Annotated in this window: 25 protein-coding genes; 23 read left to right on the top strand and 2 right to left on the bottom strand. The window is 70.5% G+C overall.

Going from position 1 to position 22,626, the window contains the following annotated elements:
* The first annotated feature begins 15 nt into the window (after window positions 1–15).
* Window positions 16–1,566, top strand: a complete 1,551-nt coding sequence (ffh, locus tag ACZ418_RS25575) for a signal recognition particle protein (protein ID WP_468366999.1) — start codon at window positions 16–18, stop codon at window positions 1,564–1,566.
* A gap of 117 nt (window positions 1,567–1,683) precedes the next feature.
* Window positions 1,684–3,624, top strand: coding sequence for an ATP-dependent zinc metalloprotease FtsH (gene ftsH / locus ACZ418_RS25570; RefSeq protein WP_468366996.1), 1,941 nt, complete (start codon window positions 1,684–1,686; stop codon window positions 3,622–3,624).
* A gap of 57 nt (window positions 3,625–3,681) precedes the next feature.
* On the opposite strand, the gene ACZ418_RS25565 is transcribed toward ftsH, so the two are convergent.
* On the bottom strand, window positions 3,682–4,689 hold the full coding sequence (locus ACZ418_RS25565; protein WP_468367411.1) for an SAM-dependent methyltransferase: 1,008 nt from the start codon (window positions 4,687–4,689) through the stop codon (window positions 3,682–3,684).
* Between the two features lie 624 nt (window positions 4,690–5,313).
* Between ACZ418_RS25565 and ACZ418_RS25560 the strand changes: the two genes are divergently transcribed.
* The 18 genes from ACZ418_RS25560 (at window position 5,314) to ACZ418_RS25475 (ending at window position 18,690) form a co-directional block, all read left to right on the top strand.
* A complete protein-coding gene (locus tag ACZ418_RS25560; protein WP_055704355.1) occupies window positions 5,314–5,910 on the top strand; it encodes a hypothetical protein in 597 nt (198 codons plus the stop codon).
* Window positions 5,911–6,218: 308 nt separating this feature from the next.
* Window positions 6,219–6,638, top strand: coding sequence for a 30S ribosomal protein S16 (gene rpsP / locus ACZ418_RS25555; RefSeq protein WP_171152431.1), 420 nt, complete (start codon window positions 6,219–6,221; stop codon window positions 6,636–6,638).
* Window positions 6,639–6,643: 5 nt separating this feature from the next.
* Window positions 6,644–6,883: an RNA-binding protein gene (locus ACZ418_RS25550; RefSeq protein WP_003973401.1), complete on the top strand. Its 240-nt coding sequence runs from the start codon at window positions 6,644–6,646 to the stop codon at window positions 6,881–6,883.
* 103 nt (window positions 6,884–6,986) lie between these two features.
* Window positions 6,987–7,538: a ribosome maturation factor RimM gene (gene rimM, locus ACZ418_RS25545; RefSeq protein ID WP_468366992.1), complete on the top strand. Its 552-nt coding sequence runs from the start codon at window positions 6,987–6,989 to the stop codon at window positions 7,536–7,538.
* The gene (trmD, locus tag ACZ418_RS25540) at window positions 7,538–8,371 is read left to right on the top strand and encodes a tRNA (guanosine(37)-N1)-methyltransferase TrmD (RefSeq protein ID WP_468366989.1); all 834 of its coding nucleotides are present in this window, start codon (window positions 7,538–7,540) and stop codon (window positions 8,369–8,371) included. Before rimM ends, trmD begins: the two co-directional genes overlap by 1 nt.
* A 135-nt stretch (window positions 8,372–8,506) precedes the next feature.
* Window positions 8,507–8,857, top strand: coding sequence for a 50S ribosomal protein L19 (gene rplS / locus ACZ418_RS25535; RefSeq protein WP_055704359.1), 351 nt, complete (start codon window positions 8,507–8,509; stop codon window positions 8,855–8,857).
* 45 nt (window positions 8,858–8,902) lie between these two features.
* Window positions 8,903–9,598 carry a signal peptidase I gene (lepB, locus tag ACZ418_RS25530; protein ID WP_468366987.1) on the top strand — a complete coding sequence of 232 codons (696 nt, stop codon included), beginning with the start codon at window positions 8,903–8,905 and terminating at the stop codon, window positions 9,596–9,598.
* Window positions 9,591–10,682 (top strand): signal peptidase I, encoded by a 1,092-nt coding sequence (lepB, locus tag ACZ418_RS25525; protein WP_468366984.1) that lies wholly within the window; start codon window positions 9,591–9,593, stop codon window positions 10,680–10,682. Before lepB (ACZ418_RS25530) ends, lepB (ACZ418_RS25525) begins: the two co-directional genes overlap by 8 nt.
* Window positions 10,570–11,580: a signal peptidase I gene (gene lepB, locus ACZ418_RS25520; RefSeq protein ID WP_468366982.1), complete on the top strand. Its 1,011-nt coding sequence runs from the start codon at window positions 10,570–10,572 to the stop codon at window positions 11,578–11,580. Before lepB (ACZ418_RS25525) ends, lepB (ACZ418_RS25520) begins: the two co-directional genes overlap by 113 nt.
* Entirely contained in the window at window positions 11,577–11,867 is a 291-nt protein-coding gene (locus ACZ418_RS25515; protein ID WP_468366979.1) for a hypothetical protein, read from the top strand. The genes lepB (ACZ418_RS25520) and ACZ418_RS25515 overlap by 4 nt, the downstream gene beginning before the upstream one ends.
* Window positions 11,868–11,961: 94 nt before the next feature.
* Entirely contained in the window at window positions 11,962–12,747 is a 786-nt protein-coding gene (gene lepB, locus ACZ418_RS25510; protein WP_468366976.1) for a signal peptidase I, read from the top strand.
* A complete protein-coding gene (locus ACZ418_RS25505; RefSeq protein WP_468366973.1) occupies window positions 12,737–13,273 on the top strand; it encodes an NUDIX hydrolase in 537 nt (178 codons plus the stop codon). Before lepB (ACZ418_RS25510) ends, ACZ418_RS25505 begins: the two co-directional genes overlap by 11 nt.
* A gap of 56 nt (window positions 13,274–13,329) precedes the next feature.
* Window positions 13,330–13,638, top strand: a complete 309-nt coding sequence (locus tag ACZ418_RS25500; protein WP_003965949.1) for a DUF2469 domain-containing protein — start codon at window positions 13,330–13,332, stop codon at window positions 13,636–13,638.
* 88 nt (window positions 13,639–13,726) lie between these two features.
* Entirely contained in the window at window positions 13,727–14,089 is a 363-nt protein-coding gene (locus ACZ418_RS25495) for a YraN family protein (protein ID WP_468366971.1), read from the top strand.
* On the top strand, window positions 14,090–15,715 hold the full coding sequence (locus ACZ418_RS25490; protein ID WP_468366968.1) for a YifB family Mg chelatase-like AAA ATPase: 1,626 nt from the start codon (window positions 14,090–14,092) through the stop codon (window positions 15,713–15,715). It abuts the gene before it with no gap.
* Window positions 15,712–16,872, top strand: a complete 1,161-nt coding sequence (dprA, locus tag ACZ418_RS25485; protein WP_468366965.1) for a DNA-processing protein DprA — start codon at window positions 15,712–15,714, stop codon at window positions 16,870–16,872. The genes ACZ418_RS25490 and dprA overlap by 4 nt, the downstream gene beginning before the upstream one ends.
* Before the next feature lie 320 nt (window positions 16,873–17,192).
* Window positions 17,193–18,035, top strand: coding sequence for an RNA polymerase sigma factor WhiG (gene whiG / locus ACZ418_RS25480; protein ID WP_468366962.1), 843 nt, complete (start codon window positions 17,193–17,195; stop codon window positions 18,033–18,035).
* A 97-nt stretch (window positions 18,036–18,132) separates the two neighbouring features.
* Window positions 18,133–18,690, top strand: coding sequence for a TetR/AcrR family transcriptional regulator (locus tag ACZ418_RS25475; RefSeq protein WP_468367408.1), 558 nt, complete (start codon window positions 18,133–18,135; stop codon window positions 18,688–18,690).
* Window positions 18,691–18,763: 73 nt separating this feature from the next.
* Here the strand turns inward: ACZ418_RS25475 and ACZ418_RS25470 are convergent, their stop codons facing one another.
* Window positions 18,764–19,348, bottom strand: coding sequence for a murein hydrolase activator EnvC family protein (locus ACZ418_RS25470; RefSeq protein WP_468366960.1), 585 nt, complete (start codon window positions 19,346–19,348; stop codon window positions 18,764–18,766).
* A 272-nt stretch (window positions 19,349–19,620) separates the two neighbouring features.
* Here ACZ418_RS25470 and rpsB point away from each other — a divergent pair, with 272 nt between their 5' ends.
* The 3 genes from rpsB to pyrH all read left to right on the top strand — a co-directional run bounded on the left by rpsB (window position 19,621) and on the right by pyrH (window position 22,455).
* The gene (gene rpsB / locus ACZ418_RS25465; protein ID WP_468366958.1) at window positions 19,621–20,481 is read left to right on the top strand and encodes a 30S ribosomal protein S2; all 861 of its coding nucleotides are present in this window, start codon (window positions 19,621–19,623) and stop codon (window positions 20,479–20,481) included.
* Window positions 20,482–20,655: 174 nt separating this feature from the next.
* Window positions 20,656–21,492, top strand: a complete 837-nt coding sequence (gene tsf, locus ACZ418_RS25460; protein ID WP_468366955.1) for a translation elongation factor Ts — start codon at window positions 20,656–20,658, stop codon at window positions 21,490–21,492.
* 204 nt (window positions 21,493–21,696) lie between these two features.
* Window positions 21,697–22,455: a UMP kinase gene (gene pyrH / locus ACZ418_RS25455; RefSeq protein ID WP_228623032.1), complete on the top strand. Its 759-nt coding sequence runs from the start codon at window positions 21,697–21,699 to the stop codon at window positions 22,453–22,455.
* Window positions 22,456–22,626: the final 171 nt, after the last annotated feature.

The raw sequence follows: 22,626 nt of genomic DNA, 5'->3' as shown, positions 1-22,626 counted from the left end.
AGGACCGACGCCACCGTGTTCGATACCCTCTCCGACCGCCTCAGCGCGACTTTCAAGAATCTCCGCGGCAAGGGGCGCCTCAGCGAGGCGGACATCGACGCCACGGCGCGCGAGATCCGTATCGCGCTCCTCGAAGCGGACGTCGCCCTCCCGGTCGTCCGGACCTTCATCAAGAACGTCAAGGAGCGGGCGCTCGGCGCCGAGGTCTCCAGGGCGCTGAACCCGGCCCAGCAGGTCCTGAAGATCGTCAACGACGAGCTCGTCACCATCCTCGGCGGTGAGACCCGGCGCCTGCGCTTCGCCAAGCAGCCGCCCACCGTGATCATGCTGGCGGGTCTGCAGGGTGCCGGTAAGACCACCCTCGCGGGCAAGCTCGCCAAGTGGCTCAAGGAGCAGGGCCACTCGCCGCTGCTGGTCGCCGCCGACCTCCAGCGCCCGAACGCCGTCAATCAGCTGAGCGTGGTCGCCGAGCGCGCCGGCGTCGCCGTCTACGCGCCCGAGCCGGGCAACGGCGTCGGTGACCCGGTCAAGGTCGCCAAGGACTCCATCGACTTCGCGAAGTCCAAGGTCCACGACATCGTGATCGTGGACACCGCCGGCCGCCTCGGTATCGACGCCGAAATGATGCAGCAGGCCGCGGACATCCGCGACGCCGTCTCCCCGGACGAGATCCTGTTCGTCGTCGACGCGATGATCGGTCAGGACGCCGTCAACACCGCCGAGGCCTTCCGCGACGGCGTCGGCTTCGACGGCGTGGTGCTCTCCAAGCTCGACGGTGACGCCCGCGGTGGTGCCGCCCTGTCGATCCGGCAGATCACCGGCAAGCCGATCATGTTCGCGTCGAACGGCGAGAAGCTCGACGACTTCGACGCCTTCCACCCGGACCGGATGGCCTCCCGCATCCTCGACCTGGGTGACCTGCTCACCCTGATCGAGCAGGCGGAGAAGACCTTCAGCCAGGAAGAGGCCGCCAAGATGGCCTCGAAGCTGGCGTCCAAGAAGGGCCAGGACTTCACCCTGGACGACTTCCTGGCCCAGATGGAGCAGGTCAGGAAGATGGGCAGCATCAGCAAGCTGCTGGGCATGCTCCCGGGCATGGGCCAGATCAAGGACCAGATCCAGAACATCGACGAGCGGGACGTCGACCGCACCGCCGCGATCATCAAGTCGATGACCCCGGGCGAGCGCCAGGACCCGACGATCATCAACGGCTCCCGCCGCGCCCGTATCGCCAAGGGTTCCGGTGTCGAGGTCAGCGCGGTGAAGAACCTGGTCGAGCGGTTCTTCGAGGCCCGCAAGATGATGTCCCGCATGGCCCAGGGCGGCGGTATGCCGGGCATGCCGGGGATCCCGGGCATGGGCGGCGGCCCCGGCCGGCAGAAGAAGCAGCAGAAGAAGGCCAAGGGCAAGCAGCGCTCCGGCAACCCGATGAAGCGCAAGCAGCAGGAGCTGGAGGAGGCCCTGCGCCGCGAGGCCGCCGCGCAGGGCGGGAACGCCTTCGGGCTGCCGCAGCAGGGCGGTCAGGACTTCGAGCTGCCGGACGAGTTCAAGAAGTTCATGGGCTGAGTCCCGATCCACGAGTTCGTCGGCTGAGCGCCGCTCGTACGTCCTTGAGGGCGCCCCCTGGCCGAGGGGGCGCCCTCAGCGCGTGCCGAGGTCCGCCGTATGCCTTAACGTCCAGATATGAGCGATGCGGCGCCACCGCGCAAGACTCCTGATCAACCGTGGCGCACCGAGGGCACCCCCGACGAATCGCCCCGGCGGCCCGGCGGCGGACGGATCCGCGGCGGGAAGTGGTGGGGGCTGCTCGTCACCGCGGTGATCGTCTTCCTGCTGGCCTATGTCGGACTGAACTATCTCGGCCAGGGCAACCAGCCGACGATCTCGTACACGGAGTTCAGCCGACAGGTCGCGGCCGGCAACGTCGCGAAGATCTACTCCAAGGGCGACGCGATCCAGGGCCAGCTCAAGACCGCGCAGGCCAACCCCGAGGGGGGCGGGAAGTACACCAGGTTCAAGACACAGCGCCCGGCCTTCGCGGCCGACAGGCTCTGGCAGAACCTGAGCAGCCACGGGGTGACGGTGACCGCGCGGCCGGTCGTGCAGGAGCGCAGCCTCATGGCCAACGTGCTGATGTCCCTGATCCCGATCGCGGTCCTGGTTGCGGTGTGGATCTTCTTCGCGCGGCGGCTCGGCGGGGCCCTGCCCGGAGCGGGTGGCCTCTTCGGCCGCCGGGCGCCGCCCAAACCGGTCGGGCTGCGGCCGGGCACCGAGCGCACGACCTTCGCGGACGTGGCCGGCATCGACGAGGTCAAGGGCGAACTGGACGACGTCGTCGACTTCCTGGAGCACCCCGACGTCTACCGCAGGATGGGCGCGAAGCTGCCCCGCGGTGTGCTGCTCGCAGGTCCTCCCGGCACCGGCAAGACCCTGCTCGCACGCGCGGTCGCGGGCGAGGCCGGTGTGCCCTTCTTCTCCGCCTCGGCGTCCGAGTTCATCGAGATGATCGTCGGCGTCGGCGCGTCCCGCGTCCGCGAACTCTTCGCCGAGGCCCGGAAGGTGGCACCCTCGATCATCTTCATCGACGAGATCGACACCATCGGCCGGGCGCGCGCCGGCGGTGCCTCGATGAGCGGGCACGACGAGCGCGAGCAGACCCTGAACCAGATCCTGACGGAGATGGACGGCTTCTCGGGCGCGGAGGGCGTGATCGTCATCGCCGCGACCAACCGCGCGGACATCCTGGACCCGGCCCTGACCCGTCCCGGCCGCTTCGACCGGGTGGTCAACGTGGCCCCGCCCGACCGGGCCGGGCGCGAGTCGATCCTGCGCATCCACACCCGGGACATCCCGCTCGCGCCCGACGTCGACCTGACCCAGCTGGCCCGTGTCACCCCGGGCATGACGGGCGCGGATCTGGCCAATCTCGCCAACGAGGCCGCGCTGCTCGCGGTGAAGCGCAAACAGGAGCAGGTGACCGCCTCGGACATGTCCGAGGCGCTGGAGAAGGTCCAGCTGGGGGCCGAGCGCACCCTCGTGATGCCCGAGGAGGACCGCCGGCGCACCGCCTACCACGAGAGCGGCCACGCCCTCCTCGGCATGCTGCAGCCCGGCGCCGACCCGGTCCGCAAGATCACCATCGTGCCGCGCGGCCGGGCGCTCGGCGTGACCATGTCCACGCCCGAGGTGGAGCGGTACGCCCACTCGGAGGAGTACCTGCGCGGTCGCATCATCGGCGCCCTGGGCGGGATGGCGGCGGAGGAGGTCGTCTACGGAGTGGTCACCACGGGTGCGGAGAACGACCTCGAACAGGTCACCAACATCGCGCGCGGGATGGTGGCCCGCTGGGGCATGAGTGAGCGGGTCGGTCGTTTGTCCGCCCTCCCGAGCGATGCCCAGCAGGCCTACGGCCTCTCCGCCGCCCCGCAGACCCTCGATGTGATCGACACCGAGATGCGCCGGATCGTGGACGAGTGCTACGAGGAGGCGTGCCGCAAACTCCGCGACCACCGCGGCCAGTTGGACGGCCTGGCGCAGGCGCTGCTGGAGAACGAGACACTGGAGGAGGCGGACGCGTACCGGATCGCCGGGATCACGCGCCTCGTCAAGGACAGCGAGGTCTGAAGGACTCCTGGGGCACGCGAAGACTCTCTGAAGGACTCCTGGGTCACGCGAAGACTCCTAGGGCACGCGCGCGACGAGGTAGCGGAAGACGTTCGGCATCCACACGGTCCCGTCCGGGCGCCGGTACGGGTGCAGGGCCTCCGTCAGCTCCTTGTCGACCTGCTTGGCGTCCGTCGCCGCCATCGCCGCGTCGAACAGACCGGTCGACAGCAGTCCCCGTACGGCGCTGTCGACGTCGGCGTACCCGAACGGACAGGCCACCCGCCCCGAGCCGTCCGGCTTCAGCCCCGCCCGCTGGGCGACCTCCTCCAGGTCGTCGCGCTGGGCGGGCCGCCAGCTGCGCGCGCTGCGCAGGGGATCGGCCAGTTTCGTCGCCACCCGCAGCACCGAGGAGGTGGCGCAGCGCTCCGGCGGGCCCCAGCCGGTCAGCACCACGGCGGCCCCGTGCGCGGCCAGCGGTAACACGTCCGCGAGCAGTTCACCGAGGCCCTCGGAGTCGCCCGCGAGACACCCGATCGGCTCGAAGACGGTCACCAGGGTGTAGCCGGCGGTCTCCTCCCCGGCCGCGTCCCGGGGTGAGCGCGCGACGAGCTGCACGGCACGCGCGCGTGGCCGGCCGCTCGCGCTGCGCCCCCTGCCGACGCAGTACGGAGCGCGCCCTGTGCCGCCGCCCACACCGGGCTCCGCGGGCTCGCCGACGCGGTGTGCACCCGGGACCCCGCGCTCACCGCCGCCTCTGCTCTGCGTCCCGGCCCGACCGGGACCGTCACCGCTGCCCCCGGGCGTATCGGGTCCGCCGGGGACCCCCGGCCCGCCACGGCTCCCGCCATGCTCCCCGGGCCGGCCGAAGACGCTCCCGTCGCCGCCGCGCGAGGCGTCCGGCAGCAGGCGTTCGCGGGCGAGGGCGAGCCGCTCGGGCGAGGCGGCCTCGACACCGGTGACGCCGGCACCTCTGCCGGCCGCCAGCAGCAGCGCGAGCCCGGCGCCGCAGCGCAGGCCCAGCAGCCGGGTGGCGGGGCCCACTTCGAGCCGTTCGTAGACGGCTTCGTAGAGCGGCACCAGCATCCGCTCCTGGATCTCGGACCAGTCACGCGCGCGTGCGCACAGGTCCACGCGGGGTGCGGAATCCGCGTGAGGCACGTGCTGCCGCACGAGCGTAGGTGTCATAGGTAAGCGCCCCAATCCGCCGAGAGTTCACCGCTGTGCCCGGTTGCGTGGCCCCCGTGCCGTGCGCGCGCACTTCCCACGTATGTCAGGTAACTCCCGGCTCGCTGCCCCGTCCAGGGGTCGTGGGGCCCTGCTTGGGCTCCGGGCGCGGGTGTGGCGAGATTTCACGTCCCGGCAATCTGGATGGCCGTACGGTGTCCGCTCCTGGGGAACGAGCCGGTGCCGGGGGTCGGACAGCGGGCAGTAACGTCACGCGCGTCACGGACGCTGACCGGAGTGAGCCTTCACGACGAGAGCGGCCGAAACGTCTCTTGCGCAACCACCGGCCACCCTCGCAACGAGGTCTGCACGCCGGGTCGTAGCGCGGACTACGCACCAGCTTGGTATGAGCTGTGCGGCTTCTCCGCAGATCAGCGCACCCGCCCTCGTCCGGACGCATCAGCGGCAACTGACGGGTACGTGCAAATTATTTGGGATGCCCCGGAATAGGAACACATTCGAGCCCCCGCTCGTTGTCATTACGTGAGCACGACACAGACACCACCTGTTCTCGCCGCAGAGCTGGCGCAGGCGTGGGCCGACATTCAGCGGTACCACCCCGAGCTGCCGGACCTTGCCGCGCCAGAATCCCTGATCGGGGAGTCGTCGTCCGCGTGTGGACACGAGCTCTCCTTCGAGCGACTCCTCCATGAGGCAGTCCACGGCATCGCCGCCGCCCGTGGGATCCGCGACACCTCCCGCGCCGGCCGCTACCACAACCGCCGTTTCCTCGCGATCGCCGAGGAGCTGGGCCTCGATCACCCCGAGGAGCCGCACCCGAGCAGCGGCTTCTCGCTGGTCACGCTCAACCCCGAGGCCAAGCGGCGCTACCGCCCGACCATCGAGCGGCTGCAGCGCGCCCTGAAGGCCCACACGGCGGCGACCTCCTCGGACACCACCCGCAGCTTCCGCGGCCCGGCCGCCCGGCACGGCTCCTCCGGCGGCGGCGTCCGGGTCAAGGCGGTCTGCGACTGCGGTCGCAACGTCCGCGTGGTCCCCTCGGTCCTGGCCCAGGCGCCCATCGTCTGCGGCGGCTGCGGCAAGCCGTTCAGAATCCCGGAGGTCGCGGGAGCTGCATGATCGCGAGCCGCGGAAGTACCGGCATCTCGTGGGTGCCGGGGCTGCGGACGGCGACTGCGCAGTACCGGGCAGCGCACCCGACGTGACTCACCTCCACGCCGGGTGCCTCCCAGGCATGCCCGAAGCTCACCGACCCACCCTCGGCCCGAAGCGACCCGCAGGGTGTGGCACAATGGCTAGCTGTACTCGACAGCCGCACAGGACCCCTCTCTCCTCCGGCTGACGCGTCCATCGGGCACTCGGGTACCGCAACCCCACGCGGCAGCTCGCCGTGCCCAACCACGTCAAATCCAGGAGAACCCACTCCCGTGGCAGTCAAGATCAAGCTGAAGCGTCTGGGCAAGATCCGTTCGCCTCACTACCGCATCGTCGTCGCCGACTCCCGTACCCGCCGTGACGGCCGGGCCATCGAGGAGATCGGCAAGTACCACCCGACCTACAACCCGTCGGTCATCGAGGTGGACGCCGAGCGCGTGGCGTACTGGCTGGGTGTCGGCGCGCAGCCGACCGAGCCCGTTCTCGCCATCCTGAAGAAGACCGGCGACTGGCAGAAGTTCAAGGGCGAGCCCGCCCCGGCGCCGCTGCTCGTCGCCGAGCCGAAGGCCGCGCGTCCGTCGTTCGAGGCTCTCGGCGGTGACGACGAGGGCAAGGGTGAGGCGATCACCCAGAAGAAGAAGGCTGAGAAGAAGGACGAGGCGGCTGCCGAGTCCGAGTCGACCGAGGCCTGAGCAGCATGCTCGAAGAGGCGCTTGAGCACCTCGTGAAGGGCATCGTCGACAACCCTGACGATGTGCAGGTCGCCTCGCGCAACCTGCGCCGCGGGCGCGTGCTCGAGGTCCGGGTCCACCCGGACGACCTCGGCAAGGTGATCGGCCGCAACGGCCGTACCGCGCGTGCCCTGCGCACCGTCGTGGGCGCCATCGGCGGTCGCGGTGTCCGCGTCGACCTCGTCGACGTGGACCACGTCCGCTGACGCTTCATCGCAACCGGCTCGGGCCGGGGAGGGCCACTGGCCGTCCCCGGCCCGCAGTCGTATGAGCAGGACGCAGGCAGGAGATGACAGGAGAATTGGACACGTGCAGCTGGTAGTCGCACGGATCGGCCGTGCCCATGGCATCAAGGGCGAGGTCACCGTCGAGGTACGTACCGACGAGCCGGAACTCAGGCTCGCACCCGGCGCCGTACTCGCCACGGACCCCGCCTCCGCGGGACCGCTGACCATCGAGACGGGGCGCGTCCACAGCGGCCGCCTCCTCCTGCGCTTCGAGGGCGTCACCGACCGCAACGCCGCCGAGGCCCTGCGCAACACCCTCCTGATCGCCGAGGTCGACCCGGAGGAGCTGCCCGAGGGCGAGGACGAGTACTACGACCACCAGCTCATCGACCTCGACGTGGTCACCGAGGACGGGGTGGAGGTCGGCCGGATCACCGAGATCTCGCACCTGCCCTCCCAGGACCTGTTCATCGTGGAGCGCCCGGACGGGACCGAGGTCATGATCCCCTTCGTGGAGGAGATCGTCACCGAGATCGACCTGGAGGAGCAGAAGGCGGTCATCGCCCCACCGCCCGGTCTGATCGACGACCGCGCCGAGATCGTGTCCTCCCGCGACAACGGGGAAGAGTCGTAATGCGCCTCGACGTCGTCACGATCTTCCCCGAGTACCTGGACCCGCTGAACGTCTCCCTCGTCGGCAAGGCACGCGCGCGTGGGCAGCTCGATGTCCATGTGCACGATCTGCGCGCGTGGACGTACGACCGTCACAACACCGTCGACGACACCCCGTACGGCGGCGGCCCCGGCATGGTCATGAAGACCGAGCCCTGGGGAGACGCCCTGGACACGATCCTCGCCGACGGCTACGAGACCGGCGCCCAGGCCCCCGCGCTGATCGTGCCCACGCCCAGCGGCCGGCCCTTCACCCAGGAGCTGGCCGTGGAGCTCTCCGAGCGCCCCTGGCTGATCTTCACACCGGCCCGCTACGAGGGCATCGACCGGCGCGTCATGGACGAGTACGCCACGCGCGTGCCCGTCTACGAGGTCTCCATCGGCGACTATGTGCTGGCCGGCGGCGAGGCGGCCGTCCTGGTCATCACGGAGGCCGTCGCCCGGCTGCTGCCCGGCGTCCTCGGCAACGCCGAGTCCCACCGCGACGACTCCTTCGCGCCCGGCGCGATGGCGAGCCTCCTGGAAGGCCCCGTCTACACCAAGCCGCCCGTCTGGCGCGGCCGGGACATCCCGGACGTGCTGCTCAGCGGCCACCACGGCAAGATCGCCCGCTGGCGCCGCGACGAGGCCCTCCGGCGTACGACCGCCAACCGGCCCGACCTGATCGAGCGCTGCGAGCCCAAGGCCTTCGACAAGAAGGACCGCGAGATGCTCTCCATCCTGGGCTGGGAACCGGACCCGGAAGGTCACCCGTACGGCCGATTTTGGCGGCGGGCCGAGGGCATGGAAGAATAGACCGCTGTTGTGCGCTCGTCCGGCGTGCGCCCCTGCCACAGGGGGACACGACGCCCGTCCCGACCCGCACACGGCTTCGTGCAAACTCCTAGTTTCCGTTGATGACCTGTGGCATCAGCGAAGAAAGCAGACGAAATGTCTCACCTGCTCGACTCCGTCGACGCCGCGTCGCTGCGCAGCGACATCCCGGCCTTCCGTCCGGGTGACACCGTCAACGTCCACGTCCGCGTCATCGAGGGCAACCGCTCCCGTGTGCAGCAGTTCAAGGGCGTTGTGATCCGTCGCCAGGGCTCCGGTGTCCGCGAGACCTTCACGGTCCGCAAGGTCTCGTTCTCCGTCGGCGTCGAGCGCACCTTCCCGGTGCACACCCCGATCGTCGAGAAGATCGAGCTGGTCACCCGCGGTGACGTGCGCCGCGCCAAGCTGTACTACCTCCGTGACCTGCGTGGCAAGGCCGCGAAGATCAAGGAGAAGCGCGAGAGCTGAGCACGCTCCGGAGTCCATGGCCGGGCGGGATAGCATCTCGCCCCGATGGACACCGAAGCACAGCCGACGGAACGCGACCGCTCCTCCCACCCGGATTCCCCGGGCCCGGAGGGACGGTCGCGTTTCGCGTTGGTGGCGCGGATCGCCGACTGGCTGCCGGGCGGCCGGATCACCCTCACACTCTTCCTCTGCCTGGCGTTTTTGCTCGTCCTCAACGCTTTCGTGGTGCAACCGTTCCAGATTCCGAGCGGATCCATGGAACAGGGCTTGAGGATCGGGGACCGCGTTCTCGTAAATAAGTTGGCGTACCGTTTCGGTGCCCAGCCGCAGCGCGGCGACGTGATCGTGTTCGACGGTACGGGTTATTTCGGGGACGCCGACTACATCAAGCGCGTGGTCGGTGTGGGGGGAGACCATGTGGTCTGCTGTGACAGGCAGGGGAGGATCGAAGTGAACGGCCGCGCCGTCGACGAGTCGGCGTTCCTCTATCCCGGGGACAGCGCCTCCAGCGTGCCCTTCGACGTCGTCGTCCCCGCCGGCCGTCTGTTCGTCCTCGGCGACCACCGCAGCGACTCCAGCGACTCCCGCGACCATCTCGGCTCGCCCGGCGGCGGCATGGTCCCGGTCGGCGACGTCATCGGCCGCGCCGACTGGATCCTGTGGCCGTACGACCACTGGAGGCATCTGACGCGGCCCTCCGCCTACGCGCGCGTGCCCACCCCGGGGGGCGCGCATGGGTAACCGCGGCAAACCGCGCGGGGTGCCCAGCAACCCCGCCGACAATCTGCTGCCCACCGGATCGCGCCGCACTTCCGCGCCCGGCGGCGGCCGCACGCGCGCGGAGCGACGGAAACTCCAGCGCAAGGTCAAACGCAAGCGCCGGCGTTCAGCCGTTCGGGAGATCCCTCTTCTGATCGGTGTCGCCGTCCTCATAGCCCTCGTCCTGAAGACCTTCCTCGTCCAGGCGTTCGTGATCCCGTCCGGCTCGATGGAGCAGACGATCCGGATCGGCGACCGCGTCCTGGTCGACAAGCTCACCCCGTGGTTCGGTGCCCAGCCGCAGCGCGGGGACGTCGTCGTCTTCCACGACCCGGGCGGCTGGCTGGCGGACGAGCAGACGGCCAAGAAGCACGACCCGGTCGTCGTCAAGCAGCTCAAGGAAGGCCTCACCTTCATCGGACTGCTGCCCTCCGACAACGAGAAGGACCTGATCAAGCGGGTCATCGGGGTCGGCGGAGACCACGTCAAGTGCTGCGACGAGCAGGGCCGGGTCACCGTCAACGGGGTACCGCTCACCGAGGGGGACTACATCTATCCGGGTGACGCCCCGTCCGCCCAGCCCTTCGACATCACCGTGCCCAAGGGCCGGCTGTGGGTCATGGGCGACCACCGGGGCAACTCCGCGGACTCCCGTTTCCACCAGAACACCCCGTACGGCGGAACGGTGTCCGAGAAATCCGTCGTCGGCCGGGCCGTCGCCATCGGCTGGCCGATCGGCCACTGGACACGCCTTCAGGAACCTAAAACCTTCGCAAGCGTGGCCGACTCCCCGCCTGGTGCGACCGCCGGTACCCCGCTGTCGCATAGGGTTGCCTCCGAGAATCCGAACGGAACGATCCAGCTCCCGACCCCTGCGGAACTCCCGCTCGTTATGGGAGTGGTGGGCCTGCGTCGTACGTGGGGCAGGCGGCGGCACAGAGTAAGGAGTTGGCGTGGGGGATGTGGCGGTTGGCGCACGGTCGGGGCACGACGGCGAGGAGTACCGCGGGCACCCCGTGGAAGCGAACGCCCCCGTGCCGGACGGCGCCATGAGCTCCGGGAATGACGCGGCGGGCGACGAGGGCGCGCCGGACGACGAGCAGCGGCCGCGGACCGAGGGCGCGGGTGCGGGCGAGGCGGCGGACCATCCGAGGAAGCCCCGCTCCTTCTGGAAGGAGCTGCCGATCCTCGTCGTGATCGCGCTCGTTCTGGCGCTGTTGATCAAGACGTTCCTGGTGCAGGCGTTCTCGATCCCGTCGGCCTCGATGCAGGACACCCTTCAGGTGGGTGACCGTGTCCTGGTCGACAAGCTCACCCCGTGGTTCGGCTCCAAGCCCGAGCGTGGCGAGGTCGTGGTCTTCCACGACCCGGACGACTGGCTGGCGGGCGAACCGGCAGCCAGCCCGAACGCCGTGCAGCAGGTTCTCAGCTGGATCGGCCTGATGCCGTCCGCCAACGAGAAGGACCTCATCAAGCGCGTGATCGGCGTCGGCGGCGACACCGTCCAGTGCAAGGGCACCGGCCCGCTGCTGGTCAACGGCCATGCGCTGAACGAGCCGTACATCTACCCCGGCAACACGCCGTGCACCGATGACGAGCTGGGCGGCCAGTTCAAGGTGACGGTGCCTCAGGGCTACATCTGGGTGATGGGCGACCACCGCCAGAACTCCCGGGACTCCCGCTACAACCAGTCCGACAAGCACCACGGCATGGTCCCGGTCGGCGACGTCGTGGGCCGCGCGATCGTCAAGGCCTGGCCGATCAACCACTGGGGCACCCTGCCGGTCCCGGACACCTTCGACCAGCCCGGCATCAACGACCAGTCCTCGGCGTCCGAGGCCCTGACGGTGGCCCCGCAGGGCGTGGCCATCGCCGCGGTGCTGCCCCTGGCGGTGTGGCGACGCCGGCGCGCGGACCGGCTGGAGTCCAAGACCGAGCGGAAGACGGCCGCGGGCAGCCGGTGACCGCACAGGTCCCGGCGCTCCCCGACGGCTGGACGGTGGGCCGCCTGCGTGCCCACTCCGGCGACGCGCGAGCGGTCCCGCTCTCCCCGGACCGGCTCGTGTACGTCGAGGACGGCAGCGGCCGCGATCCCGAGCCGCTGTACCCCTCGTACGTGCCGGCCTTCGGTGAGCTGTGCCTCGTCGAGCACGACGGTGAGTGGTACATGGGCTCCCTCGGGGACGACGGCTCGGTGGGCTGCTGGGCCTCGTACGGGCCCGACCTGGCCGAGGCGATCCGGAACCTGTGAGTCCGGCGTCTGCCGGGCCGTTGCCCCACCGTCCGGCGGCGGTCGCGGAAGAGGGGCTGCCCCCGCCCGGTACTGCCGGGTAGGGTGCGGGTCCATGGGTGGCGAGAGCACGACGCGTACGGCCCCGCGCAGCGGCGGCACAGGCACGGCACGGCCCGGCGGCAGCCGGCTCGGACAGCGGCTGTCCTCAGTGGCCGTGGCACTGGGTCTGGTGCTGTTCCTCGGTGGATTCGCCTGGGCGGCGGTGACGTACCGGCCGTACACCGTGCCGACCAGCTCGATGACGCCCACGATCGGCGCCGGCGACCGGGTGCTCGCGCAGAAGGTGGACGGCGGTCAGGTGAAGCGCGGTGACGTCGTCGTCTTCACGGACAAGAGCTGGGTCACCAATGCCAAGGTGGTCAAGCGGGTGGTCGCGGTCGGCGGCGACACCGTCTCCTGCTGCACGAACGGCAAGCTGACCGTCAACGGCAAGCAGATCGACGAGCCCTATCTGCCCAAGGGCAGCCTGGCCGAGATCCAGAACTTCCCGACGGTGACCGTCCCGCAGGGCCGACTGTTCCTCCTCGGTGACGAGCGCCAGGGTTCCCTGGACTCCACGGCCCACCTCACCGACGCGGCCAAGGGCACGGTCTCCCGCGACGCCGTGAACGCCCGTGTGGACGCGGTCGTCTGGCCCTGGAAGGGCTCGCTGAAGCGCCCCACCGGTTTCGAGGCCCTGGGCGCCCTCTCGCAGCCGGGTCCCCTCTCCACGATCGAGCTGCTGATCGCCGTCGGCGCCGTCCTGGTGCTGGCCGGCGGCGCCTACGGCCCGATCGCGGGTCGCATGGGCCGCTCCCGCGCGCGTACCGCCCGCCCGGAGGCGGCCGGTGTCCGCTGAGACCACGCGGACCGGCGAGGACTCGTGCGGGGAGTCGTACGGGGGCGGGCTGCGCAAGGTCGCCCGGGTGGTCCTCCTCGACCCGGAGGATCGCATCCTGCTTCTGCACGGCCATGAGCCGGACGATCCGGCCGACGACTGGTGGTTCACCCCCGGCGGCGGTCTGGAGGGCGCCGAGACGCGCGAGGAGGCCGCGCTCAGGGAACTCGCCGAGGAGACCGGCATCACCGACGTCGAACTCGGCCCGGTGCTGTGGCGCCGCATGTGCTCCTTCCCGTTCGCGGGCCGCCGCTGGGACCAGGACGAGTGGTACTACCTGGCCCGTACGACGCAGACGGCCACCGCGGCGCCGGGGCTGACGGAGCTGGAGCGGCGCAGTGTCGCCGGGGCACGTTGGTGGACGTGTCAGGAACTGACCCGGGCACATGAGACGGTGTATCCGACCAGACTCGCCGAGCTGCTGCGCACGCTGCTCGACGAAGGTCCCCCGGCCAGTCCTGTGACCCTCGACGCGGAAATCGTCTGAGGGCCCGTCGGACTGGCGCACAATGGGGGGATCGCACGGCTGAAGGGGAACATGCCATGAGCGCCGAGGACCTCGAGAAGTACGAGACCGAGATGGAGCTGAAGCTCTACCGGGAGTATCGAGATGTCGTCGGTCTGTTCAAATACGTGATCGAGACTGAGCGGCGTTTCTATCTCACCAACGACTATGAGATGCAGGTGCACTCGGTACAGGGCGAGGTGTTCTTCGAGGTGTCGATGGCTGATGCCTGGGTCTGGGACATGTACCGGCCGGCGCGCTTCGTGAAGCAAGTGCGGGTCCTCACGTTCAAGGACGTGAACATTGAGGAGCTGAACAAGAGCGACCTGGAGCTGCCGGGCGGGTGACGGGGTTTTCCACAACCGCTGAGTTGTCCCCCAAGATCAACATCTTGGGGCGGGATGCGTGACGGTTGGCGCCGGAGGTGGTGCCGACATGAACGCACGAGAAGCACTCGGCAAGTACGGCGAGGACCTGGCCGCCCGGCGGCTCGCCGAGACCGGAATGACCATTCTGCAGCGCAACTGGCGCTGCGGCCGTTCCGGCGAGATCGACATCATCGCGCGGGACGGTGACGCGCTCGTCGTCTGCGAGGTGAAGACCCGCAGGGGCGGCGGCTACGAACACCCCATGGCCGCGGTGACCCCCGAGAAGGCGGCCCGGCTGCGCGGGCTGGCCGAGCACTGGATCCAGGCCCATGGAGGCGCACCACCGGGCGGCGTCCGCATCGACCTGGTCGGCGTCCTGCTGCCCCACCGCGGCGCCCCGTCCGTCGAGCACGCACGGGGGGTGGCCTGAATGGGATTCGCCCGCACCTGTTCGGTGGCCCTGGTCGGCGTCGAGGGAGTGGTCGTCGAGGTCCAGGCCGACCTGGAACCAGGCGTCGCCGCCTTCACCCTGGTCGGTCTCCCGGACAAGAGCCTGACGGAGAGCCGGGACCGGGTCCGGGCGGCGGTGGTGAACTCGGGCGGCGAGTGGCCGCAGAAGAAGCTCACCGTCGGACTCAGCCCGGCCTCTGTACCCAAAGCCGGTTCCGGCTTCGACCTGGCCGTCGCCTGTGCGGTGCTCGGCGCCGCCGAGCGGATCGATCCGCGTGTCCTCGCGGACATCGTCATGATCGGGGAGCTGGGCCTGGACGGCCGGGTCCGACCGGTCCGCGGCACTCTGCCGGCCGTGCTCGCCGCGGCCGACGCAGGCTACGAGCAAGTGGTCGTACCCGAGTGCGCAGCCGCCGAGGCCTCGCTGGTCCCCGGTGTCTCCGTGCTCGGCGTCCGCAGTCTGCGCCAGCTCATCGCGGTGCTCACCGACGAGCCCGTCCCCGAGGAGGAACCGGACGAGCAAGGCCGTCCCGATCCCCTCCTGGCCGGTCTGCGCGTGCCGGGCACGGGCGCGGCCACCGGCATGCACAGTGCCGGCACCGCACAGCACGAACACGATCACGACCTGGCGGACGTCGTGGGCCAGACCTCGGCCCGTACGGCCGTGGAGGTGGCCGCCGCCGGTGGGCACCACCTGTTCCTCGAGGGCCCGCCCGGCGCGGGCAAGACCATGCTCGCCGAGCGGCTGCCCGCCGTCCTTCCCCGGCTCACCAGGGAGGAATCGCTGGAGGTCACGGCGGTGCACTCGGTGGCCGGGCTGCTGCCGCCGGGCAAGCCGCTCATCGACGTGGCGCCCTACTGCGCCCCGCACCACTCGGCCACGATGCAGTCCCTCGTCGGCGGAGGCCCCGGCATCGCACGACCCGGGGCGGTCTCCCTCGCCCATCGCGGCGTGCTGTTCCTGGACGAGGCGCCCGAGTTCCACAGCCAGACGCTGGACGCCCTGCGACAGCCGCTGGAGTCGGGCCATGTCGTGATCGCACGCAGCGCGGGCGTCGTCCGGTTCCCGGCACGCTTCCTCATGGTGCTGGCGGCCAACCCCTGCCCCTGTGGACGCTTCTCGCAACGCGACTCCCTGTGCGAGTGCCCGCCGTCCGCGATCCGCCGCTACCAGTCCCGGCTCTCCGGTCCGCTGCTGGACCGGGTGGACCTGCGCGTCGAGGTCGATCCGGTCACCCGGGCCCAGCTCGTCGAACCGGGCGCCCGGGGCGAGTCCACGGCGACCGTGGCCGAGCGGGTACGGCAGGCCCGCGAGCGCGCGGCAGCCCGCCTCGCCGGAACCCCCTGGCGCACCAACAGCGAGGTTCCCGGCCGGGAACTGCGCAGCCGCTACCACCCCGTCGCCGGTGCGATGGACGAGGCCGAGCGCAACCTCGAACGGGGCGTGCTCACCGCCCGCGGCATCGACCGGGTCCTGCGCGTCGCCTGGACGGTCGCCGACCTCGTCGGACACGACCGCCCGGACGCCACCGACGTCGCCCTGGCCCTGCAACTGCGCACCGGAGTGCCGCGAGGGGTGCCGATGGCCATCGGGGCGTTGGCATGAGCACGGGTGAGGACCCCGGAGACGAGCTGCTCGGGCGGGTCCTTCTCTGTCGGGTGATCGAGCCGGGGGACGAGGTCGGTGGGCGGTGGGTTCGGGAGTTCGGGGTGGGGGAGGTGGTGCGGCGGCTGAGGGAGGGCGCGCCGGCCCTGCCTGGGGTGAGCGAGGTGCGGTGGGCCGGGCTGGTCGCGCGGGCCCGGCGGGCCGAGCCGGAGCGGGATCTCGCGGTGGCCGGGGAGGCCGGGGCGCGATTCGTGGGGCCCGGGGACGCCGAGTGGCCCGGACAGCTCGACGATCTGGGGGATGCCCGGCCGATCGGGCTGTGGGTGCGCGGGCGGGCCAGTCTGCGGATGTGGGCGCTGCGGTCCGTCGCCGTGGTGGGAGCGCGGGCCTGCACCGAGTACGGCACCCATGTCGCCGCCACCCTCTCCGGCGGCCTCGCGGAGCGGGGCTGGGTCGTGGTGTCGGGCGGCGCGTACGGCATCGACGGCGCCGCCCACCGAGGCGCCCTCGCTGCCCGCGGAGCCACCGTCGCCGTTCTGGCCTGCGGCGTCGACCGGCCGTACCCGCGCGGCCACACCGCCCTGATCAGCCGGATCGCGGAACAGGGACTGGTCGTGGGCGAGCTGCCGCCGGGCGACCATCCCACGCCCAGCCGGTTCATCCTCCGCAACCGTGTCATCGCCGCCCTCACCAGAGGCACCGTCGTCGTGGAGGCCGCCTGCCGCAGCGGCTCGCTGGCCACCGCACGGGCCGCAGCGCGCCTCGGACGGTTCACCATGGGCGTGCCAGGCCCCGTCACCAGCGCCCTCTCCGCCGGCGTGCACGAACTGCTGCGCGGAGAGGCCGCCCTGGTCACCGACGCCGCGGAGATCGTCGAACTGGTGGGTGACATGGGTGAGCTGGCGCCGGTCCGGCGCGGGCCCGTGCTGCCGCGCGACCTGCTGGAACCCTCCGCCCGTGCCGTCCTCGCCGCCCTGCCCGGCCATCGCGCGGCCACCGCGGAGGAGATCGCGCTCGGCACGCCGACCACCCGGGACGAGGCGATCGCGAGACTGTACGAACTCCGCGCACTTGGTTACGTCGAACGACACGGCGATGGCTGGAAGTTGACACGCCAGGCGGTGATGTCGGTCCGCACCGTTCGCGGTCCGTGCTGACCGAGCGTGTTCGGCCGTCCGGGGGAACCTCCGACACCCTTGGGGTTTCCCGGAGTTGACGCCCCGGCCGGTCACGCAGAGCGAGCCGCGGAACCAGTGCGCGGCACCGCCGAGAGCGCCCCGCGCACGGGTGGAGCCTCACTGTTCGCACACCGCGACACCTCAGTCACGCTACGCTCACGAGGGCGCCGACACAGATCGCGCCAACTCGACACCAGACCGACAGCTCACCCAGGCAGCCCACATCGCCCCACGAACCCCAGCCATCCCACTTCACAGCACTTCACAGCACTTCACGGCAGAACGGCACAAGGCGACGAATGCCCCAGCACACCTCCGGGTCCGACCGGGCGGCGATCCCCCCAGCCGCCCGCGACGGTGGCAGCGTGCGGCCGCCCGCTCCCTCGACGCTCGACGAGCTGTGGCGGTCGTACAAGGCGACGGGGGACGACCGGCTGCGGGAGCAGCTGATCCTGCACTACTCGCCGCTCGTGAAATACGTCGCGGGCCGGGTGAGCGTCGGCCTGCCGCCCAACGTCGAGCAGGCCGACTTCGTCTCCTCCGGCGTCTTCGGGCTGATCGACGCGATCGAGAAGTTCGACATCGACCGGGAGATCAAGTTCGAGACGTACGCGATCACCCGGATCCGGGGCGCGATGATCGACGAGTTGCGAGCGCTGGACTGGATCCCGCGGTCGGTGCGGCAGAAGGCGCGGAACGTGGAGCGGGCCTACGCCACCCTGGAGGCGCGGCTGCGGCGCACCCCGACCGAGGGCGAGGTGGCCGTCGAGCTGGGCATGGAGATCGACGAACTGCACGCCGTGTTCAGCCAGTTGTCACTGGCCAACGTGGTCGCGCTGGAGGAGCTGCTGCACGTCGGCAGTGAGGGCGGGGACCGGCTCAGCCTCATGGACACCCTGGAGGACACCGCCGCGGACAATCCCGTGGAGGTGGCCGAGGACCGGGAGCTGCGCCGCTTCCTGGCGCGGGCGATCAACACGCTGCCCGAGCGGGAGAAGACCGTGGTCACGCTGTACTACTACGAGGGCCTCACCCTCGCCGAGATCGGCAATGTCCTCGGGGTCACCGAGAGCCGGGTCAGTCAGATCCACACCAAGTCCGTGCTGCAGCTGCGGGCCAAGCTGGCGAGCTTCGGGCGCTGAGGCCGGCGGCACGACCGGTGCCGTCACGGCGAGTGGCTCCCGTTCGGGTGGGGGCGTCCGTAAAGTGGTTGACGTGCCAAGGATTCGAGCGGCCTCCGTGGCCGAGCACCGTTCGATGCAGCGAGCCGCCCTGCTGGACGCGGCTCGGTCGTTGCTGTCCGAGGGCGGGACGGAAGCGCTGACGTTTCCCGCGCTGGCCGAGCGGACCGGGCTGGCGCGGTCGTCCGTGTACGAGTACTTCCGGTCGCGGGCCGCCGTGGTCGAGGAGCTGTGCGAGGTCGACTTTCCGCTGTGGGCGGCGGAGGTGGCGGCCGCGATGGAGCGGGCCGAGTCCGCCGAGGGCAAGGTCGAGGCGTACGTACGGCAGCAGCTGGCGCTGGTCGGGGACCGGCGGCACCGGGCGGTCGTCGCCATCTCCGCCAGTGAGCTGGACGCCGGCGCGCGGGAGAAGATCCGGGCGGCGCACGGCGGGCTCGTCACGATGATCGCCGAGGCGCTCGGGGAGATGGGGCATGAGCAGCCTCGGCTGGCGGCGATGTTGCTGCAGGGGGTTGTGGACGCGGCCGTTCGTCGTATCGAGCTGGGTGCGGCTGAGGACCCTGCGGTGGTGACGGACGCCGCGGTGGCCATGGTGCTGCGGGGTGTGAAGGGCTGACATCGGCTGTCGGACGGGGCGTGGGGAACGGCGCGACCGGCCCCCACGCAGCCGCAGCCGCGCAACCACGCAGTTACGACGGCAGCGGTACCCCCAGCACCGGCAGCAGTCTCGGTGGCCCCCGGTGCAGGAGCCACGGCGGTAGCAAGGACAGTGGGTCCAGGTAGGCCTTCCCTCGGCGCAGGCCCCAGTGGACGCAGGCAGCGGCGCAGTGGGAGGCCGTCGCCTCCACCGTGCCCACCGTCTCGCCCGCCCTCACCTCGTCCCCCTTCCGCACCAACGCACTCACCGGCTCGTACGTCGTACGAAGATCCGTGCCCGCCAGCTCCACGGAGACCACCCCCCTCCCCGCGACCCGCCCCGCGAAGGACACCCGGCCCGGTGCGACCGCTCGTACGGGAGAACCGGCCGGCGCCGCCAGGTCCACGCCCCGGTGGCCGGGGCCGTACACCGTCGCCGGTGGCTCCCAGCCCCGTAACACCAGGGGCCGGACGCCCACCGGCCAGGTCCGCGCGATGGCCGGGACCGGTGCCTGAGGGGGCGGTGCGGGGGCCGGAGGCGGGGTGTCCGCCCAGGACCGGCAGGGCACCAGGGCGGCCATTGCCAGGCCGAGGAGCAGACCCGCCGACAGCAGGACACATCGCATCGCTTCTCGCATGCGACAACGGTCCCGCACCCCGCCGATCACGGCCGGAGACTGTGGACAACCCACCGGTTGTGGACAGCGGCGTCACCCGCTGCCCCGGCGGTCCCGTACACTTCTTCTGGCGATCCGGGTCACCGGGTCGACTTCGCACGCCCCGACACCAGGCCGTCAAGCGGTCGGTGTCAGCGCCTCTCGGTCCCCAGCGGCAAGGCGCGTCGTGGGCGTCAGGCGCGGGAGCCGTCCGGCACCCGCGGCACAACCGAGAAACTCAAGGAGATACGGCCATGGCCGTCGTCACGATGCGGGAGCTGCTGGAGAGCGGCGTCCACTTCGGTCACCAGACCCGTCGCTGGAACCCGAAGATGAAGCGCTTCATCTTCACCGAGCGCAACGGCATCTACATCATCGACCTGCTCCAGTCGCTGTCGTACATCGACCGCGCCTACGAGTTCGTCAAGGAGACCGTCGCCCACGGCGGCACGGTCATGTTCGTCGGCACCAAGAAGCAGGCGCAGGAGGCCATCGCCGAGCAGGCCACCCGCGTCGGCATGCCCTACGTCAACCAGCGCTGGCTGGGCGGCATGCTCACCAACTTCTCGACCGTCTACAAGCGTCTGCAGCGCCTGAAGGAGCTCGAGCAGATCGACTTCGAGGACGTCGCCGCGTCCGGGCTGACCAAGAAGGAGCTTCTCGTGCTCTCGCGCGAGAAGGCCAAGCTGGAGAAGACCCTCGGTGGTATCCGCGAGATGCAGAAGGTGCCGAGCGCCGTCTGGATCGTGGACACCAAGAAGGAGCACATCGCCGTCGGTGAGGCCCGGAAGCTGAACATTCCGGTCGTCGCGATCCTCGACACCAACTGCGACCCCGACGAGGTCGACTACAAGATCCCGGGCAACGACGACGCGATCCGCTCCGTCACCCTGCTCACCCGTGTGATCGCCGACGCCGTCGCCGAGGGCCTCATCGCCCGCTCCGGCGTCGCCACCGGCGAGAAGGGCGAGAAGGCCGCGGGCGAGCCGCTCGCCGAGTGGGAGCGCGACCTGCTCGAGGGTGAGAAGAAGGCCGACGAGGCCGAGAAGCCGGCCGAGGCTGCCGCCGAGGCCCCGGCTGCCGAGGCTCCGGCCGCCGAGGGCGAGCAGGCCTGACGCACGCGTTGACGGCGGGGGCGGTACCGGCACCGACAGCGCCTTCGGCGCGGTGAAGTCCACCCCCGCTGTTCACCCGTAGGTCGGCACGACGTATGCGCTCCGCGGCTACATGTGGAACGCAACCGTGCGGATCTCAAGATCTCCCAGACTTCGAGAAAGACTCACAGACTCATGGCGAACTACACCGCCGCCGACGTCAAGAAGCTCCGTGAGCTCACCGGCGCCGGCATGATGGACTGCAAGAAGGCGCTGGACGAGGCCGAGGGCAACGTCGACAAGGCCGTCGAGGCGCTGCGTATCAAGGGCCAGAAGGGCGTCGCCAAGCGCGAGGGCCGCTCCGCCGAGAACGGCGCCGTGGTCTCCATCATCGCCGACGACAACTCCTCCGGCGTCCTGGTCGAGCTGAAGTGCGAGACCGACTTCGTCGCCAAGGGCGAGAAGTTCCAGGCCGTCGCCAAGAAGATCGCCGAGCACGTCGCCGCGACCTCCCCGGCCGACCTCGAGGCCCTGCTCGCCTCCGAGATCGAGCCCGGCAAGACCGTCCAGGCGTTCGTGGACGAGGCCAACGCCAACCTCGGCGAGAAGATCGTCCTGGACCGCTTCGCGCAGTTCGCCGACGGCTACGTGCTCGCCTACATGCACCGCACCATGCCCGACCTGCCCCCGCAGATCGGTGTCCTGGTCGAGCTCGACAAGCCGAACGCCGAGGTCGCCAAGGGCGTCGCCCAGCACATCGCCGCCTTCGCGCCGAAGTACCTCTCCAAGGAGGACGTGCCGGCCGACGTCGTCGAGTCCGAGCGCCGCATCGCCGAGGAGACCACCCGCGCCGAGGGTAAGCCCGAGGCCGCGATCGCCAAGATCGTCGAGGGTCGCCTCAACGGCTTCTTCAAGGACGCCACGCTGCTGGGCCAGCCGTACGCGCTCGACAACAAGAAGTCGGTCCAGAAGGTGCTGGACGAGGCCGGTGTCACCCTGAAGCGCTTCTCGCGCATCAAGGTCGGCATCTGAGCCCGTTCCGCGATCGACGCGCGACCCACGGGAAATTCTCGGTAGGGTCGACAGCAGTCGTCCGCGCACACCGCCACACCCCGGCGTGGGGCGGACGGCAGCAGATCTGACGAGGAGGCCATTGCCGCGCATGGGAGCGAAAAGCGACCCCACCGGCAATGGCCTTCTTCGTATGTGCAACACGTGAAAGAGGCGGGATCTCCCATGACCACCAAGGCCCAGAAGAGCGACGACGGCAAAGTACGCGGCCGGTTTCTGCTGAAGCTGTCCGGAGAGGCCTTCTCCGGCGGCGGGGGCCTGGGCGTGGACCCGGACGTGGTGCACAAGATCGCCCGCGAGATCGCGGCCGTCGTGCGCGACGGGGCTCAGGTCGCGGTCGTCATCGGCGGCGGCAACTTCTTCCGCGGCGCCGAACTCCAGCAGCGCGGCATGGACCGCGCCCGCTCCGACTACATGGGCATGCTCGGCACCGTGATGAACTGCCTCGCCCTCCAGGACTTCCTGGAGAAGGAGGGCATCGACAGCCGGGTGCAGACCGCCATCACCATGGGCCAGGTCGCCGAGCCGTACATCCCGCTGCGCGCCGTGCGGCACCTGGAGAAGGGCCGCGTGGTCATCTTCGGCGCCGGTATGGGCATGCCGTACTTCTCCACCGACACCACCGCCGCCCAGCGCGCCCTGGAGATCGACGCCGAGGCGCTGCTCATGGGCAAGAACGGCGTGGACGGGGTCTACGACTCCGACCCCAAGACCAACCCCGACGCCGTCAAGTTCGACGCCCTCGGCTACGGCGAGGTCATCACCCGCGACCTCAAGGTCGCCGACGCCACCGCCATCACGCTGTGCCGCGACAACAAGCTTCCGATCCTCGTCTTCGAGCTCCTCGCGGAGGGCAATATCGCCCGGGCCGTCAAGGGTGAGAAGATCGGCACGCTGGTGGGTGACCAGGGCAGCCGGGACTGACCCGGCATCGACCCGGCCGGTGGCGCGCGGCCCCGTAAGGGGTCCGGACCCTGGTCGGGGGATGGACAATGTCCTGCCGGTCGGGAACCGTGCAGGAAGAAGACGCGACGCAGCCGGCCGCCGCCCGCCTAAGGAACCGCAGCCGGGCCTTACTCAAGACACGCAGGAGCA

It is taken from the genome of Streptomyces sp. NPDC030820 (assembly GCF_055572075.1).
This window is presented reverse-complemented; position numbering and strand designations above follow the sequence as displayed.

What these genes read in the sequence shown, in the direction of transcription:
- ftsH (WP_468366996.1), top strand. Translation starts at nt 1,684, where the DNA reads ATGAGCGATGCGGCGCCACCGCGCAAGACTCCTGATCAACCGTGGCGC.
- ACZ418_RS25565 (WP_468367411.1), bottom strand. Translation starts at nt 4,689, where the DNA reads ATGCTGGTGCCGCTCTACGAAGCCGTCTACGAACGGCTCGAAGTGGGC.
- ACZ418_RS25550 (WP_003973401.1), top strand. Translation starts at nt 6,644, where the DNA reads ATGCTCGAAGAGGCGCTTGAGCACCTCGTGAAGGGCATCGTCGACAAC.
- trmD (WP_468366989.1), top strand. Translation starts at nt 7,538, where the DNA reads ATGCGCCTCGACGTCGTCACGATCTTCCCCGAGTACCTGGACCCGCTG.
- rplS (WP_055704359.1), top strand. Translation starts at nt 8,507, where the DNA reads ATGTCTCACCTGCTCGACTCCGTCGACGCCGCGTCGCTGCGCAGCGAC.
- lepB (WP_468366987.1), top strand. Translation starts at nt 8,903, where the DNA reads ATGGACACCGAAGCACAGCCGACGGAACGCGACCGCTCCTCCCACCCG.
- lepB (WP_468366984.1), top strand. Translation starts at nt 9,591, where the DNA reads ATGGGTAACCGCGGCAAACCGCGCGGGGTGCCCAGCAACCCCGCCGAC.
- lepB (WP_468366976.1), top strand. Translation starts at nt 11,962, where the DNA reads ATGGGTGGCGAGAGCACGACGCGTACGGCCCCGCGCAGCGGCGGCACA.
- ACZ418_RS25500 (WP_003965949.1), top strand. Translation starts at nt 13,330, where the DNA reads ATGAGCGCCGAGGACCTCGAGAAGTACGAGACCGAGATGGAGCTGAAG.
- ACZ418_RS25495 (WP_468366971.1), top strand. Translation starts at nt 13,727, where the DNA reads ATGAACGCACGAGAAGCACTCGGCAAGTACGGCGAGGACCTGGCCGCC.
- ACZ418_RS25490 (WP_468366968.1), top strand. Translation starts at nt 14,090, where the DNA reads ATGGGATTCGCCCGCACCTGTTCGGTGGCCCTGGTCGGCGTCGAGGGA.
- dprA (WP_468366965.1), top strand. Translation starts at nt 15,712, where the DNA reads ATGAGCACGGGTGAGGACCCCGGAGACGAGCTGCTCGGGCGGGTCCTT.
- whiG (WP_468366962.1), top strand. Translation starts at nt 17,193, where the DNA reads ATGCCCCAGCACACCTCCGGGTCCGACCGGGCGGCGATCCCCCCAGCC.
- ACZ418_RS25470 (WP_468366960.1), bottom strand. Translation starts at nt 19,348, where the DNA reads ATGCGAGAAGCGATGCGATGTGTCCTGCTGTCGGCGGGTCTGCTCCTC.
- rpsB (WP_468366958.1), top strand. Translation starts at nt 19,621, where the DNA reads ATGGCCGTCGTCACGATGCGGGAGCTGCTGGAGAGCGGCGTCCACTTC.
- tsf (WP_468366955.1), top strand. Translation starts at nt 20,656, where the DNA reads ATGGCGAACTACACCGCCGCCGACGTCAAGAAGCTCCGTGAGCTCACC.
- pyrH (WP_228623032.1), top strand. Translation starts at nt 21,697, where the DNA reads ATGACCACCAAGGCCCAGAAGAGCGACGACGGCAAAGTACGCGGCCGG.